A 14,861-nucleotide genomic window follows, 5' to 3' on the forward strand; every position below is an offset into this window, starting at 1 on the left:
TCACGCCTCAGCCTGGTCCGCTGCCGCGCGACGTGGCGCGCGCAGCCACGCGGCAACACACGCGAGCACGTGATACAGCGTGAGCAGGGACATCGCGAGCGCGAGCGGCGCCCAATAGAACTCGCGCTGCGGCCGGTACGCTTCGCGCTTGATCTTCTCCGGCGTCATCCGGTCGATCGTCGCGTAGACCGCCGCCAGATCTTCCTCGCGACCGAGCGCGTGAAACGCCTGGCCACCGGTCGTCTGCGCGATCCGGGCCAGTGCGTCGAGATCGACCTTGTCCTCGCCTTCGGTTTGCGGGTCGCCGATGCCGATCGTGTGTATCACGATGCCGTGCCGCTTCGCGATCTGCGCGGCCTGCTGAGGCGGAATCGCGCTCGCCGTGTCGTTGCCGTCGGTCAGCAGGATCAGCACCTTCTCCTGCGCGGGCGTGTTTTCCATCAGCCTGACGGCGAGACCGATCGCATCGCCGATCGCCGTGCGTGGCCCGGCCATGCCGATATGCATCGCGTCGAGCAGCATCAGCACGCTGTCGTGGTCGAGCGTCAGCGGCGCCTGAGGATAGGCGCCGTCGCCGAATACGACGAGACCGACGCGATCGCCCTTGCGCTTCGCAATGAATTCCGCGACCACGCGTTTCACTGCGGCCAGCCGGTCCATCCGCTCGCCCGTCGCGCCATCGACGAAATCCCGTTCGCTCATCGATTCCGACAGATCGATCGCGAGCAGCAGATCGCGCGCGGGCATGTCGCGCGTGACCGGCGCCTCGACGAAGACCGGTCGCGCGGCGGCGATCAGCAGCAACACCCACACGAACGGCAGCAGCAGGCGTTGCAGCCAGTTGCTGCGCAGACGGACGCCGCCCGGCGACGGTTTCTCGCCGGCCGCATCGGCGATTTCCCGAAAGAACGGCATGCGCACCGCCGACGCCGTGGTGCGATACGTGGGCATCAGCCACCAGACCAGCGCGGGCAGCGGCAGCAGCGCGAACATCCACGGAAACTCAAACTTCCACATGATGGTGCTCGATCCAGCTGCGTGCCGCCTGGGCGAGACGCCGTGCCGCTTGTGGCGTGATCGCCGCGCGTTGGTCCGGCGTCGCGTAACTCGCGGTGTAGAGGAGCGTGCCGCTGTCGGCGTCGAACGTGCCGTGCGCGCGCAGGAACGCGAGCCACGCCGGACCCGACAGCGACGCCACCCGTTCGCGCGATGCACTCGCGAGCGCCGTGCGTTTGAGCAGCGGCGCGATCTCGGCGAGCGCGGCGGCGCGCGTCGCATCGTCGTTCAGATTTTCGTCGATGCGATCGAGCGCCGCCAGCGCATCGCGTCGATAGCGCGCGCGTTCGTAGCGACGCCATCCGCGCCAGCCGAGCGCGAGCAGCAGCGCAATCAGCACGACGCCGATCAGCACCCAGCCGATCGTCTGCGGCGCATACGAAACCGGCGCAGGCAGCGGCGATTCCCGCAACGGCTGTAGCGCGGCCGGCGTGTCGCGCGGCACCAGCATCGCGGCGTTCGGCGTGCTCATATCCCGCTCCCGGGCGCGCGACGCGGCGGCGCGCCGAACAGACGCCGGACCTGTTCGACCACGGGTTCCGCCGTCGATACCGCCATCAACGGCACGCCGCTCGCACGCAGCAGATCGGCGATTTCGGCGGCACGTCCCTGGAAAAGGCTTGCGAGCGGAGCGCGTACCCGTTCGTTGTCGATACGCAGTTCGACCTGAAGACGCCCTTCGCTCACGACAAGCGCGCGATGCGCGGGCATGTGCTGCCAGAGCGGATCGAACACGAGCGTCGCGATCACATCGTTGTGCGCGGCGAGCTGGCGAAGCAGCGCGCGCGTGCGCTCGTCCGCGCCCGCGAAATCGCTGATGATGCAGACCAGAAAATCATGACTCGCAATCTGCAACACGCCTTCGAGCGCGGCGTTCAGTTGCGCGTAGTTCGTGCGCGCAGGACTCTCGGCGGCGAGCGATGCGTTGATCCGCGCGATGGCGTTGAACAGCATGTCGAGGCGGCCTCTGCTGCGCAATGGCCGCACCCGCACGACTTCGTCGTCGCCGAACACGACGCCGCCCACGCGATCGCCCGCAGTGAAACCCATCCACGCTGCGAGCGCAGCCGCCTCGGCCGCGACGACCGATTTGAATGCGAGGCTCGAACCGAAGAACATGCTCATGCGCTGATCGACGACGATCATCAGCGGGCGGTCGCGCTCTTCCGTGTAGACCCGCACGTGCGGCTTGCCCGTGCGCAGACTCACGCGCCAGTCGAGATGACGGATATCGTCGCCGGGAAGATAGCCGCGCAACTCCTCGAAATTCAGGCCGCGTCCACGCATCCGCGACGCGTCTCGTCCGGCCAGAATGCTCGACACCGGCGCCGGCGCGACGAAGCTCAAGCCGCGAGCGCGCAGCGCCAGCCGCGCAAGATGCGCGGCATCGACATAGACGGTTCCGATCGGACTTTCGGCGTTCGGCATCGTGGCCTCCGTGCTACGCGGGCACCGCGACCTTTTCCACCAGCCGGTCGATGACGCGGTCCGCGCTGACGTTGTCCGCATTCGCGTCATACGACAGGATCAGCCGGTGACGCAGTACGGGATGAATGACCGCACGCACGTCGTCGGGCGTCACGAAGTCGCGCGCGTCGAGCCATGCGTGCACGCGGCTCGCACGATCCAGACCGATCGCGCCGCGTGGACTCGCGCCGACTTCGATCCATTTGGCGAGATCGACGTCGAGCGTGGCGCCCTGGCGGGTCGCGTTGACGAGCGACACGATGTATTCGTCGATAGCCGGCGACACGGCCGTGCGCCGCGCGGCGTCGCGCGCGGCGAATACCGTTTCCTGCGACAGCATGTCGAATTGCGTGGCGACGCCTTCGCTTTCGCGCCGCAACAGACGCAGCATGTCGCATTCATGTTGCGGCGATGGATAACCGACCAGCACTTTCAGCAGAAAGCGGTCCATCTGCGCTTCGGGCAGCGGATACGTGCCTTCCTGCTCGATCGGATTTTGCGTCGCCATCACGAGAAACAGCTTCGGCATTGCGTGCGTTTCGCCCGCGACGGAGATCTGCCGTTCTTCCATCGCCTCGAGCAACGCAGACTGCACCTTCGCGGGCGCGCGGTTGATTTCGTCGGCCAGAATCAGGTTGCCGAAGATCGGACCCGGCTGGAACTTCAGCGTGCGTTCACTTCCCGATTGCAGCAGCGTCTCGCCGCCGGTGATGTCGGAGGGAAGCAGGTCCGGTGTGAACTGGATGCGTTTCATCGTCGCGGCCAGACGGGCGGCGATCGCCTTCACGGTACGCGTCTTGGCAAGTCCAGGCAGACTTTCGAGCAATACGTGGCCGTCGGCCAGCAACGCGATCAGGATCTGACGCACGACGCTTTCCTGGCCGATGACCGTTTCTCCAATGCCCGCTTCAAAACGAAGAATGGTGTCGCGCATGGCTCGCTCGCTGTCGATAGGTCGCGGTACGCCGCCCGCCAGATCGTGTCGCGGCAGCGCGTGAAAGTACAAATTACTGGAGCGCGACGCGTTCGTCAAAAGCATCGCATGACTCAGCAAATGACACAGAGACGCGCGTCGCGCAAGCGTCTCTAACGCGTTGCCGAACCGCATGAAAAATTGTTTGCTTTCGTCAGTTCGTTCGTATATTTGTGGGAAAGATGGGCAAAGCAGCGCTCGCATTTCGGCTCAAACGAGGCGGCGGAAATGACGAACATCTCGACGAAGACAAGACCGGCGAAGGTGCGTGTGGATGCTCGTCCCGCTGGCGCGGCTGCGCCGTCGGCGAGTGCGTCGCAGCGTTGGCGCGGGTCGCGCGTACAACGCGTGGCGTTGTGGGCGGTGGTGCTGTTGCTCTGTCCGGCGCTGGTCGGTTATGCGGTCACCCGGGCGATGAGCGGGCGTGCCGCGCCGCAGGTTCAGATCGTCATCGGCGACGGCACGAGAGGGCCGAGCGGCATGGCGTGGGTGCCTAACGGCGAGTTCCTGATGGGCAGCGACAGCAAGCTCGCGCAACCCAACGAACGTCCGGCGCACAAGGTGCGCGTGCACGGCTTCTGGATGGACGAGCATCACGTGACGAACAGCGAATTCCGCCGCTTCGTCGAAACAACGGGCTACGTCACGACCGCAGAGAAAAAGCCCGACTGGGACACGCTCAAGGTGCAACTGCCGCCCGGCACGCAGCGCCCCGACGACAGCGCGCTTCAACCCGGCGCGATGGTGTTCGTCGGTACGCAGGAACAGGTGTCGTTGCAGGACTATTCGCGCTGGTGGCGCTTCGTGCCCGGCGCGGACTGGCGGCATCCGCTCGGGCCGACCAGCAATATCGACGGTAAGGACGATCATCCGGTCGTCCAGGTGTCCTACGAGGACGCCGAAGCCTATGCGAAATGGGCGGGCAAGCGACTGCCGACCGAAGCCGAATGGGAGTTCGCCGCGCGTGGCGGTCTCGACCAGGCCACCTATGCGTGGGGCGAGCAGTTCGCGCCCGGCGGAAAGCAGATGGCCAATGTCTGGCAAGGCCAGGCATCGCGACCGTTTCCGGTCGTTAGCGCGAAAGCGGGCGGCGCGGCCGGGACGAGTCCGGTCGGCAGTTTTCCGCCGAATGGCTACGGTCTGTCGGATATGACCGGCAACGCGTGGCAATGGGTTGCGGACTGGTATCGCGCCGACCAGTTCCGGCGCGAAGCGGCGACCGGCGGCGTGATCCGCGAGCCCACCGGCCCGGTCAGTTCATGGGACCCGGCCGACCCCGGCGTGCCGGTCGAGGCGCCGAAGCGCGTCACGCGTGGCGGCTCGTTTCTCTGCAACGAGGCGTACTGCCTCAGCTATCGCCCGAGCGCGCGGCGTGGCACCGATCCCTACAACAGCATGTCGCATCTCGGCTTTCGGCTGGTGATGGACGAGGACGTCTGGGACAAAACGCACGGACATTCGATCTCAACCGCCGCGCGATGAGCCTTTCTTTGCGCGCGGTTTCAGGAGAGCAACGATGACAACAGGTAATCTTCGGCGGGTCCGCTACGTTCTCGGCGTGGTTGCTGCCGTGGCGGCGTTGTCGGTGCTGATCATCCCGCCGGTGGTCTCGACGGCGCAAACCCAGAACGGCGCCAAGCCTGCCGCAGTCGCGCCTCAGAACAACGCAAAACCCGCCGCCAGCCAGCGCTCGAACAAGCCCAATATTCTCGTGATTTTCGGCGATGACATCGGGCAAACCAACATCAGCGCATACAGCAAGGGCGTCGTGGGCTACGAGACGCCGAACATCGACCGCATCGCCAATGAAGGGATGCTGTTCACCGACTACTACGCGGAAAACAGCTGTACGGCGGGACGCTCGACCTTCATCACCGGTGAGGTGACGCTGCGCACGGGCTTGTCGAAAGTGGGTGTGCCCGGCTCGAACATCGGCTTGCAGGCACAAAACATCACCATCGCGGAAGCGCTCAAGCCGCTCGGTTATGCGACCGGCCAGTTCGGCAAGAATCACCTTGGCGATCGCGATCAATATCTGCCGACCAAACACGGCTTCGATGAATTCTTCGGCAACCTGTATCACCTGAACGCCGAGGAAGAACCCGAGCGTCCGTACTATCCGAAGAACGATGCGGCGTGGGTCAAGGCCAATGCGCCGCGCGGCGTGATCCACTCGTTCGCGGACGGCCGCGTCCAGGATACGGGTCCGCTCAACACCAAGCGCATGGAGACCATCGACGACGAAACCACGGCGGCGGCGATCGATTTCATCCAGCGTCAGGCGAAGGCGAACAAGCCGTTTTTCGTGTGGATGAACACCACGCGGATGCACCTTTTCACGCACGTGCGGCCGTCGATGCAAGGGCAGAGCGGCATGCCCGGCAACGAGTACGCGGACGGCATGATCGAGCATGACGGCGACGTCGGCAAGTTGCTGAAGACGCTCGACGATCTGAAGCTGACGGACAACACCATCGTCGTCTACACGACCGACAACGGACCGAACCAGTTTTCGTGGCCGGACGCCGCGACCACACCGTTCCGCAGTGAAAAAGACACCAACTGGGAAGGCGCGTTCCGCGTACCGGCGATGATCCGCTGGCCCGGAAAGATCAAGCCGAACACCGTATCGCGTCAGATGATGTCCGGTCTCGACTGGTTTCCGACGCTGCTCGCCGCCGCCGGCGACACCGGCATCTCCGATCGTCTGCTGAAGGGCGGCGCGATCGGCGGCAAGACCTTCAAGGTTCATCTGGACGGCTACAACTTCATGCCCTATCTGACGGGCCAGGCGAAGGAAGGACCGCGCCACGAGTTCTATTACTTCAACGATGACGGCGTGCTCGTCGCGATGCGCTACAACGACTGGAAATTCGTGTTCTGTGAGCAGCGCGAGCCGGGCGGCTTCCAGGTGTGGGCGAATCCGTTCACGTGTCTGCGCGTGCCGAAGATGTTCAACCTGCGGATGGACCCGTACGAGCGCGCGGACATCGTGTCGGACCAGTATTACGACTGGTCTACCAAGAACGTCTATCTCGCGCAGTACGCGGTGGCGAAAGTGGCGCCGTTCCTCGCGACGTTCAAGCAATATCCGCCGAGCCAGCGGCCAGCCAGCTTCAGCATCGACCAGATGACCGAGGCGCTGACGAAGAGTCTCGATACCTCCGGCAAATGATGGGCGAACGGGCTGCCATCCGATGATCGATTTCAGCGCTGCACTCAAGGCAGAACACGCGAGAAGCCGACGCCGCCCGCGTGCGGCCACCGGGGCGCCGCCGTCGGATGCGTTGCGGGTTGCGTGGCCCGCGCTGCTGCTGGCCGGATCGGGCGGCGCGGCGCTGATCTATCAGGTGGTGTGGGTTCGTCAGCTGACGCTGGTGGTCGGTATCGAAGTGCAAGCGGTGACGCTCGCGATCAGCGCGTTCTTCGCGGGCCTCGCACTCGGCGGATGGATCTTCGGCAAGCTGGCGGACCGGAGCACGCGGCCATTGCTGCTGTACGCGGCACTGGAAATCGCCACGCTGATACTCGGCGTCGGCGCGACGATGGCGCTTGCGCATTCGGCCGCGACTTTCGCCGCGTGGCAAGCGAGCGCCGGGCCGCTCGCGTGGGCGTTGCCGTTCGCGCTGGTCGGCGTGCCCGCCGTCGCGATGGGCGGCACGCTGCCCGTTCTGATTCGTGCGATGGGGCCGTCGCAGCGGCAGATCGGCGGCGCGGGCGGACGGCTCTACGCGGCTAACACCGCTGGCGCGATCGTCGGCGCGCTGTTGCCGGCGTTCGTGCTGATTCCGCTCGCGGGCGTGCAGGGCAGCGCGTATGCAGCGGCGACGATCAATGCCGTCGCGGCGCTCGCCGCGCTGCTGCTCGGTCGGCGCGCGCCGGTAACGGAGCGGGAATCGGCGTCGGCACGCGTCAATGCGCGCGCTGCATCGACGCGTGCCGACGCCGATCCCGCCCGGGCGCGGATTGCCGTCGCGCTCTATGCGGTCGCGGGCGGCATCGCGCTCGGCTATGAGGTGATCTGGTCGCAAGCCATCGGGCAATTTATCAGCACGCGCAGCTTCGCATTTTCGATCGTGCTCGCGACCTATCTGCTGGGGCTCGCGACCGGCAGCGCGGTCGCGGCGCGCTATGCGAGTCGCGTGCGCGATGCGTGGTGCGCGTTCGGCGTGCTGATCGCGCTTGCCGGACTGGCGGCATTTGCGGGCGTTGCCTGCGCGGGCGAGTGGCTGATGCTCGCGCAACGTCACGCAGCCGATCTCGCGCTGAGCCTGACCGGCAATCTGCTCGCATCGATGTGCGTGGGCTTTGCAGTCGCCGCGTGCGCGATCGTGCTGATCCCGACACTGCTTCTCGGCGCGGCGTTTCCGTTCGCGCTCACGATGATGGCGGACGGTGAAGACTCCGCGTCGACCGGGCTCGCGAGCCGTGTCGGTGCGCTGGTCGCGTCGAACACGGTGGGCGGTATCGCCGGGACGTTGTTCGCGGGCTTCGTGCTGATTCCGTCGCTTGGATTGATCCGCTCGCTCGGCGTGCTCGCTGTCGCCGCGAGCCTGATCGGACTCTCGGCGACGCTGGCCGCGCGGACCGTGCAGAAGACGGTCGTGCTGACGAGCGTGACGATCGCCGCGCTGGCGATCATGTGCGTTTTCGTGGTGCCGTCGAACCGGCTCGGTCTTCTGCTCGCCGACGTGCATCGCGGCACGCTCGCGTATTACGAGGAAAGCGCGGGCGGCACGGTTGCCGTGCTCGAACAGGGCCCCGACACGCAGCGTTTCCGGCGGCTCTATATCCAGGGCGTGTCGAATTCGGGCGACGCGATGACGTCGCTGCGGTACATGCGTCTTCAGGCGCTGCTGCCACTTATCGTGCATGACGGCACGCCGCGCTCGGCGCTGGTGATCGGGCTGGGCACGGGCATCACGGGCGGCGCGTTGCTCGCGTGGCCGGGGCTGGAAAAACGCGTGATCGCGGAATTGCTGCCCGCCGTGGTGCGCGCGTCGCCGGCCTTCGCGGGCAATCATGGCGTGAGTGCCGATCCGCGCGTGACGATCCGTACCGTGGACGGGCGGCGAGAACTGCTGTCGCGTGACGAACGCTACGACCTCGTGACGCTGGAACCGCCGCCGCCGTCGGCTGCGGGTGTCGTCAACCTGTACTCGACCGACTTCTACCGGCTCGCGGCAGCGCGATTGAATCGACATGGAATCGTCGCGCAATGGTTGCCGCTCGCGACGCAGAACGAACAGGAGACCCGTTCGCTGATCCAGAGTTTCGTGCAGGCGTTCCCCTATGCGGCGCTCTGGACCACGGAGTTCCACGAGATGATGCTGGTCGGTTCGCTGCAACCGTTGGCGCTCGATGTGCCGCGTATCCGTCAGCGCTTCGCGCAACCCGAGGTCGCGCGGGCGCTGAACGAAGTCGGCATTGCTTCGCCGGAAGCGTTGCTGTCGACGTGGATTGCGGACCGTCCGGCGCTCGCTTACTACGCCGCCGATGCCCGTCCCGTCACCGACGACGATCCGCGTATCGACTACGCGCCGTGGGTCGATCGCACCGAGTTTCCTTCGACGCTCGTGCATCTGCTCGCGTTGCAGATGGAGCCGCCGCTCGCGAATGCGGATGCGGGGTTCGGTGCCACGCTGCGCGATGAGCGCAACACGTTGCACGCGTTCTATCGGGCCGGTCTCGACGCGTATCGCGGCGAACGCAATGCGTGGGTGCAGGACATCCGCGCGGTGCTGAATGCCGATCCGATGAACCCGTATTACCGCTGGGTGCTCGGCGCGGGAAGCTGATTACGCGTGTTGACGGCGGATTGAACTTGGTGGACGCGGTTCAATCCGATGTCACGCGCGTGGCTGAACCCATTGGCTTCGCCACGCAGGGGCGTCGAACGGGTCCGAAAAGTACTGGGTCTCGTGAACCACCTTGCCGTTGCGAAACGTCATGATGCTGACCGTGTACGCGACGCGTCCGTTGTAGGAGATCGCGTATTCCGTGATCCAGAGATCGCCTTCGCCCTGAATGCGCCGGACATCGAAACCGGACGGATGCCCCGGATGATGCCCGCGCAATGCGCGCAAATTCGCGCGCCCCAAGATTCGCTCGCCGGACTGCGGATATTCGCAGATGGCATCGTCGGCGTAGATGTCGTGTTCCGCGTCGAGATCGCCGGCCGCCGACGCGTGCCAGTGCGCGTCCAGTGCTTCGCGGATATTGTCCTGCTGCATGGTGTGCCTCCAGACATCGGATTCCCGGCTACGCTAACGCCGACCGGTTGCGTGTGCAGTGGGAAGTATGGCACTCGCGCGCCCGTTACGCGTTGCAGTTGACGACGATTGATCCGCGTTTTTGCCCGTCGATACCCGTCGACTAAGCCGACGGCGCACGGTCTCCAACCTCCAGATTCATCAACGCCGAGCTGATGGACTTGCCATGCGCGTCGAGCGCCAGCGAGCGCGTCACACCGCCGCCGAGCGCCTGTCCAAGCACGAAATTGAATGCGGCAAGTGCCGGTAATTCGTAGCGCACGACGTCTCCACGGACGACGTCGCCCAGATGGGCCTTCACACGCTCGGCGGTGACTTCGTCTCGCAGGAACGCGTAGTCGAGCGGGTCATGGCAAATCACCGATACGTTCAGCGTGTTGCCCTTGTCACCGGTTCGGGAATGGGCCAGGTGTCGCAGCTTCATGTCATGCCTCCACGAATTCGAATCTCGGATTGACGTCTGTTCGAGGCAGCAGAACGGACTGTACCGCCACCACTTCGCGCGTCGTTTTGCTTGCGCCGCCGCCGCCCGCAGGGCCATTCGTATACAAGGTTTCGACTTCGTTGCCGATCCGGACCGCTTCGGCGGCCGAGCGTGTTCGTGCGGATACGCGGGCCCGCACTTCGTACGGTGCGTAGCCGTCGGCGGCGGTCTCGCCGTGCAGCGAATTGACGCCGATCAGATCGAAGCGCAGTTCGTCGGTTGCGACGCCGGTCAGTGCCAGCCTTTCCTTCACGATATCGAGCGCGAGTCGTGCCCGTTCGACCGCACCGGGACCGCCATACGAAATCTGGCCTTCGCCGATATATCCGTCCACGTAAGCCACCGAAACCTTCAGCGTGTCCGTGCGCGGCGTTCCCCGGCCGCCGGTCACGCGAACCCGGTCGGGCGCTTGCTGATGCACGCTGACGTTGGTGAAATCCGCAACGACATCGGGCTGAAGATAGCGACCCGGATCGTGGATTTCGTAGAGCAGTTGCTCCTTGCAGGTCGCTTCGGTCACGCGCCCGCCCGCATGCGCCACTTTGGTAATCACGACGGAACCGTCCGCGTCGACTTCGCCGATCGGGAAGCCGAGCCGCGCGAGGTTCGGCACGTCCTTGAAACCGGGATCGGCGAAGTAGCCGCCCGTCACCTGGCCCGCGCATTCCAGCAGATGCCCGACCACGGTTGCCTGGCCCAACGTGTTCCAGTCGTCGGCGTGCCAGCCGAACGCGTGGATCAGCGGTGCCGTGAACAGCGACGGGTCGGCGACGCGTCCGGTCAACACGACGTCCGCTCCGGCGGCCAGCGCCGCGACAATCGACGACGCGCCCAGATACGCGTTCGCCGATACGATCTGCGCGTCGTAGGACGCGACCGCGTCTCCGGACTCCTCGAAATGAAAATCGCCTCGACGCACGATATCGAGAACGTCGTCGCCGGTGACGGCCGCGATCTTCAGACCGTCGAGTCCGAGTTCGCGCGCGATGTCTGCGGTCTTGCGTGCGGCCGCGAGCGGATTGGCCGCGCCCATGTTGGAAATGATCCGCACACGATTGCGCACGGCAACCGGCAATACAGCCCGCATGCGCGCCTCCAGCAGCGGGTCGTACCCAAGCGACGGATCCTTGCGGCGGGCCTGCTGGGCGAGCGCAATGGTCCGCTCGGCGAGGCATTCGAACACGAGGTAATCGAGGTTGCCGTGTTCGGCCAGTTCGACGGCGGGCTCGATACGATCGCCGGAATATCCCGCGCCGGAACCGATTCGCACGCGGCGTGGAGCTTGAGTGGGTTGCATACGGGTACCGCCTGTTTGCCGAGACTTATAACGGGAAAATGCCCAGCACCACGCACGCAAGCGTCATGACGATCGACGCCGCGAACAGGAACGGGAAGGTGAATTTCTGATGGTCGGCGAGATCGATGCCGCACAAACCGACCACGAGGAAGGTCGCGGGCGTGAGCGGGCTCACCGGGAAGCCCGTGGTCATCTGGCCGAGCAGCGCAGCCTGCCCGACGTGGACCGCGGGCACGCCGAGTTGTCCGGCGACTTCCGCGACCACCGGCAACACGCCGAAGTAAAACGAGTCCGGATCGAACAGCATGCTCAGCGGCATCGAAACCAGGCCGAGCGCGACGGGGATATGGCTGGCCATCGCTTGCGGCACGAAGCCGACGGCGGCCTGCGCCATCGCTCTGAGCATGCCGCTGCCCTGCATCACGCCGGTAAACACACCGGCGGCGAGGAGAATGCCCGCCATCATCAACGCGGCCCGTGCGTGCGCATCGATGCGTTTGCGCTGCATCTCGACGTTCGGATAGTTGACCAGCAGCGCCACGCACAGTCCCACCATGAACATGATGGCGGGCGGAATCTTCTCGCCCATCAGCACCATCGTGCCGAGCACGATCAACGTCAGGACGATGTTGAACCAGAAGAGTTCCGGACGGCGCAGCGCCTGTTCGTCGGCGGTGAGTTCGCGCTTCGGCATCGGGATCGCGCCGTCGGCGCGGCTGTAGCCGAGTCGCTTTTCTTCGCGCCGGCCAAGCCAGAATGCGACGCCGAATACGAACACGAGTCCGACGATCTGCACCGGAATCAGCGGATTGAACAGCGCCGAGATCGGCAGATGGAGCGACGCGGACGCGCGGATCATCGGCCCGGTCCACGGTAGAAAGTTGATGCCGGCCGCCATCGACACCGCTGCGGCGAGCACCTTGCGGTCCATCTTCAGGCGATCGTAGAGCGGCAGCATGGCCGGAATCGTCACGAGAAAGCAGACTGCGCCCGAGCCGTCCAGATGGATCAGCAGCGCCAGCAGGGTGGTGCCGAGCACGATTCGCGTCGGCTTCGTGCCGACCGCACGCAGGATCCGGTCGATGATGGGATCGAGCGTGCCCGCGTCGGTGATGGTCCCGAAGTACAGGATCGCGAACACGAACATGCCGACCACGGGCGCGAGGCTTTTCAGGCCGTCGATGACGAACTTGCTGGTTTGCAGGCCGAACCCGCCGATCAACGACGCCGCGATCGGCACGATGATCAGCGCGACCAGTGGCGACATGCGTTTCGACAGGATTGCCGCCAGCAAAACGATGATGGTTGCCAGCCCCAATAAAGGAAGCATGAGCGTGTCTCCAAACTTGTTTTTTAGTGGGGTTCAGCGTACTTTCAGGTCGTTCATTAATCAATTGAAATGATTTGATCGAACCAATCACAATTCATAATGGATCTGAACCTTCGAGACATTCGCGCTTTCATTGCGGTCGCCCATGCGGCGAGTTTCACCCGTGCGGCCACCCGCCTGAACCTGTCACAGCCTGCGTTGACGGTGCAGATCCGCCGTCTGGAGGAAACGGTCGGCGTGCGTCTGCTGGATCGCAACAGCCGCAACGTCACGTTGACAGCGGCGGGCCGGGAGTTGTTGCCGGTCTTGCAGAAGTCGCTGTTCGACATGGAGCACGTGCTGGTCGATGCCCGTGCGTTGGGTGACGGTGAGAGCGGAACGGTGAGGATCGCGTGTCTGCCGACGTTTGCCGCGAGCGCGCTGCCGCAGTTGATCCAGCAACTGAAGGCCGACGTGCCGCGCGCGCGCTTTCATATCCGCGATGTCGTCGCCAGCATGGTCAACCGGCTGGTGCGCGATGAAGAGGTGGATATCGGTCTGACCGGCGGCGATGTATCCGATCCGTCGTTCGAGGTGCTGCATGCCGGCGTGGACCGTCTGGTCGCCGTTTGCCCGAAGACCCATCCGCTTGCGCGCAGACGGCGTATCGGCGCGAAAGAGCTGGCTGCGTTGCCGCTCGTCCTGACGGCGCAGGGGACAAGCGTGCGCGCGGTTGTCGATGCGGCGTTCGCGGATGCGGGTTATGCGCCGGACATCGCGTGCGAGCCGACTTACATGATGACTGCGGTCGCGATGGTGCGCGGCGGGCTCGGCGTGACCATCCTGCCGGGCTCCGCGCGCGAGGTTCGGGCCGAGCCGGGACTCGTGGTCCGCCCGATCGCCGACGACGCGTTCGTCCGACCGATCGCGTTGATCAAGAAGCGGGGCCGCACCTTACCTCGCGTGACGGAAAAGTTCGTGGTGGCGCTCAGCGCGGAGATCGCCGCGAGTTCGGGAGGCGAACAGGATTGACGGTTGTTGCGCGCCTGGCGGGCCGTCAGCTTTCAAACGCCTCCGCCGTTGCGGCCCTTACCGCATCGACAAAGTATTCGGTGGGAAGTGACATCCGATCGCTTTTTCGCAGCACGAGTCCCACCGGCGGCATTTCGAGGTCCGACTGGGTCTGCACGATACGCAGTGCGTCGAGCTGAGAAAACTCGGCCGCGATCGGCGCGGGCAAATAAGCCAAAAGATCGGACGAGCGCAGCAGCGCGAGATTCGCCATGACAGAGACCGACTCGACAGCAGGCTGGGGCATTGGCAGCCGGTGTGTCGCGAAGAAGCGATTGATGGATTCACGCATCGGGGCGCCGCGTGCAGGCAGTATCCATTCCGCTGCGGCAAGCGCATGAACGTCCACGGGCGTCGTGTCGAGGATGGGATGGCCGACCCTCGCAACCACCGTTACTTTTTCTTCATACAGACTCTCGCGAGTGAGCTTCGGGGACGACGTGGCTTCGGAGAGACGGGATAGCACGCAGTCGACCGTACCGTTCAGAAGCGCATCGATGAGCCACGAAATCGAACCTTCCTGAATCTCGATCGCAACCCGCGGCGCACGTTGCCGCATACGGGCAATCGCAGCCCGCAGAATGGTCGGTGCCGCCACAGCCGCAAATCCGACTCTCACCCGGCCCGAGACGCCTTGGGTCACTTCTTCGACGTCGGCTTTCATCTGCTGAACTTCACCGAGCATCAGACGAGCGCGGTCGATGAGCAATCGTCCCGCAGCGGTGGGCGCGAGGCCGCTGGCTTCCCGCAAGAAAATCGGCGTTTCAAACAGCGCTTCCAGCTCCTGGAGCATCTTGCTCGCGCCCGGTTGACTCATCCCTAGCCGGGCGGCTGCCTTATGAATGGTGCCTTCTTCAGCGAGGACCAGAAGCATCTCCATGTGCTTGACCCGCAGCCTTGCGTTCAGATGCTTCACGTTCACCATACCAGGT

General features: G+C 64.9%; 13 protein-coding genes. 4 read left to right on the plus strand and 9 right to left on the minus strand.

Features of this window, described 5'->3' with window-relative positions; genetic code table 11:
- From PW947_RS10735 to PW947_RS10750, 4 genes are read right to left on the minus strand one after another with little or no spacing between them, the layout of a single operon-like run.
- Nucleotides 1-1,017 (minus strand): VWA domain-containing protein, encoded by a 1,017-nt coding sequence (locus PW947_RS10735; RefSeq protein ID WP_299631496.1) that lies wholly within the window; start codon nucleotides 1,015-1,017, stop codon nucleotides 1-3.
- The gene (locus PW947_RS10740; protein ID WP_299631498.1) at nucleotides 1,004-1,528 is read right to left on the minus strand and encodes a DUF4381 domain-containing protein; all 525 of its coding nucleotides are present in this window, start codon (nucleotides 1,526-1,528) and stop codon (nucleotides 1,004-1,006) included. Before PW947_RS10740 ends, PW947_RS10735 begins: the two co-directional genes overlap by 14 nt.
- Complete coding sequence (locus PW947_RS10745) at nucleotides 1,525-2,484, minus strand: DUF58 domain-containing protein (RefSeq protein WP_299631499.1); 960 nt, start codon at nucleotides 2,482-2,484, stop codon at nucleotides 1,525-1,527. The genes PW947_RS10740 and PW947_RS10745 overlap by 4 nt, the downstream gene beginning before the upstream one ends.
- A gap of 13 nt (nucleotides 2,485-2,497) precedes the next feature.
- Complete coding sequence (locus PW947_RS10750) at nucleotides 2,498-3,457, minus strand: MoxR family ATPase (protein ID WP_299631500.1); 960 nt, start codon at nucleotides 3,455-3,457, stop codon at nucleotides 2,498-2,500.
- Between the two features lie 453 nt (nucleotides 3,458-3,910).
- Between PW947_RS10750 and PW947_RS10755 the strand changes: the two genes are divergently transcribed.
- Genes PW947_RS10755 through PW947_RS10765 form a run of 3 tightly spaced genes read left to right on the plus strand, consistent with a single transcriptional unit; the run spans nucleotide 3,911 to nucleotide 9,294 of the window.
- The gene (locus PW947_RS10755) at nucleotides 3,911-4,978 is read left to right on the plus strand and encodes a formylglycine-generating enzyme family protein (RefSeq protein WP_299631610.1); all 1,068 of its coding nucleotides are present in this window, start codon (nucleotides 3,911-3,913) and stop codon (nucleotides 4,976-4,978) included.
- 34 nt (nucleotides 4,979-5,012) lie between these two features.
- Nucleotides 5,013-6,671 carry an arylsulfatase gene (locus PW947_RS10760; protein WP_299631502.1) on the plus strand — a complete coding sequence of 553 codons (1,659 nt, stop codon included), beginning with the start codon at nucleotides 5,013-5,015 and terminating at the stop codon, nucleotides 6,669-6,671.
- A gap of 22 nt (nucleotides 6,672-6,693) precedes the next feature.
- Nucleotides 6,694-9,294: a fused MFS/spermidine synthase gene (locus PW947_RS10765; protein ID WP_299631505.1), complete on the plus strand. Its 2,601-nt coding sequence runs from the start codon at nucleotides 6,694-6,696 to the stop codon at nucleotides 9,292-9,294.
- 51 nt (nucleotides 9,295-9,345) lie between these two features.
- Here the strand turns inward: PW947_RS10765 and PW947_RS10770 are convergent, their stop codons facing one another.
- The 4 genes from PW947_RS10770 to PW947_RS10785 all read right to left on the minus strand — a co-directional run bounded on the left by PW947_RS10770 (nucleotide 9,346) and on the right by PW947_RS10785 (nucleotide 12,879).
- Entirely contained in the window at nucleotides 9,346-9,729 is a 384-nt protein-coding gene (locus tag PW947_RS10770) for a nuclear transport factor 2 family protein (protein WP_299631506.1), read from the minus strand.
- 142 nt (nucleotides 9,730-9,871) lie between these two features.
- A complete protein-coding gene (locus tag PW947_RS10775; protein WP_299631508.1) occupies nucleotides 9,872-10,192 on the minus strand; it encodes a hypothetical protein in 321 nt (106 codons plus the stop codon).
- A gap of 1 nt (nucleotide 10,193) precedes the next feature.
- Entirely contained in the window at nucleotides 10,194-11,549 is a 1,356-nt protein-coding gene (locus tag PW947_RS10780) for an acyclic terpene utilization AtuA family protein (RefSeq protein WP_299631510.1), read from the minus strand.
- Between the two features lie 25 nt (nucleotides 11,550-11,574).
- Nucleotides 11,575-12,879 carry a citrate:proton symporter gene (locus PW947_RS10785; RefSeq protein WP_299631512.1) on the minus strand — a complete coding sequence of 435 codons (1,305 nt, stop codon included), beginning with the start codon at nucleotides 12,877-12,879 and terminating at the stop codon, nucleotides 11,575-11,577.
- Nucleotides 12,880-12,978: 99 nt separating this feature from the next.
- Here PW947_RS10785 and PW947_RS10790 point away from each other — a divergent pair, with 99 nt between their 5' ends.
- The gene (locus tag PW947_RS10790) at nucleotides 12,979-13,890 is read left to right on the plus strand and encodes a LysR family transcriptional regulator (RefSeq protein WP_299631514.1); all 912 of its coding nucleotides are present in this window, start codon (nucleotides 12,979-12,981) and stop codon (nucleotides 13,888-13,890) included.
- 25 nt (nucleotides 13,891-13,915) lie between these two features.
- Here PW947_RS10790 and PW947_RS10795 read toward each other — a convergent pair whose 3' ends face one another.
- Nucleotides 13,916-14,854 carry a LysR substrate-binding domain-containing protein gene (locus PW947_RS10795; RefSeq protein ID WP_299631516.1) on the minus strand — a complete coding sequence of 313 codons (939 nt, stop codon included), beginning with the start codon at nucleotides 14,852-14,854 and terminating at the stop codon, nucleotides 13,916-13,918.
- Nucleotides 14,855-14,861 lie beyond the last annotated feature (7 nt).

The organism is Paraburkholderia sp. (assembly GCF_028283785.1).
Classification (GTDB): domain Bacteria; phylum Pseudomonadota; class Gammaproteobacteria; order Burkholderiales; family Burkholderiaceae; genus Paraburkholderia.

Coding starts and splice junctions, on each gene's coding strand:
- PW947_RS10735 (WP_299631496.1), bottom strand. CDS start 1,017: ATGTGGAAGTTTGAGTTTCCGTGGATGTTCGCGCTGCTGCCGCTGCCC.
- PW947_RS10740 (WP_299631498.1), bottom strand. CDS start 1,528: ATGAGCACGCCGAACGCCGCGATGCTGGTGCCGCGCGACACGCCGGCC.
- PW947_RS10745 (WP_299631499.1), bottom strand. CDS start 2,484: ATGCCGAACGCCGAAAGTCCGATCGGAACCGTCTATGTCGATGCCGCG.
- PW947_RS10750 (WP_299631500.1), bottom strand. CDS start 3,457: ATGCGCGACACCATTCTTCGTTTTGAAGCGGGCATTGGAGAAACGGTC.
- PW947_RS10755 (WP_299631610.1), top strand. CDS start 3,911: ATGAGCGGGCGTGCCGCGCCGCAGGTTCAGATCGTCATCGGCGACGGC.
- PW947_RS10760 (WP_299631502.1), top strand. CDS start 5,013: ATGACAACAGGTAATCTTCGGCGGGTCCGCTACGTTCTCGGCGTGGTT.
- PW947_RS10765 (WP_299631505.1), top strand. CDS start 6,694: ATGATCGATTTCAGCGCTGCACTCAAGGCAGAACACGCGAGAAGCCGA.
- PW947_RS10770 (WP_299631506.1), bottom strand. CDS start 9,729: ATGCAGCAGGACAATATCCGCGAAGCACTGGACGCGCACTGGCACGCG.
- PW947_RS10775 (WP_299631508.1), bottom strand. CDS start 10,192: ATGAAGCTGCGACACCTGGCCCATTCCCGAACCGGTGACAAGGGCAAC.
- PW947_RS10780 (WP_299631510.1), bottom strand. CDS start 11,549: ATGCAACCCACTCAAGCTCCACGCCGCGTGCGAATCGGTTCCGGCGCG.
- PW947_RS10785 (WP_299631512.1), bottom strand. CDS start 12,879: ATGCTTCCTTTATTGGGGCTGGCAACCATCATCGTTTTGCTGGCGGCA.
- PW947_RS10790 (WP_299631514.1), top strand. CDS start 12,979: ATGGATCTGAACCTTCGAGACATTCGCGCTTTCATTGCGGTCGCCCAT.
- PW947_RS10795 (WP_299631516.1), bottom strand. CDS start 14,854: ATGGTGAACGTGAAGCATCTGAACGCAAGGCTGCGGGTCAAGCACATG.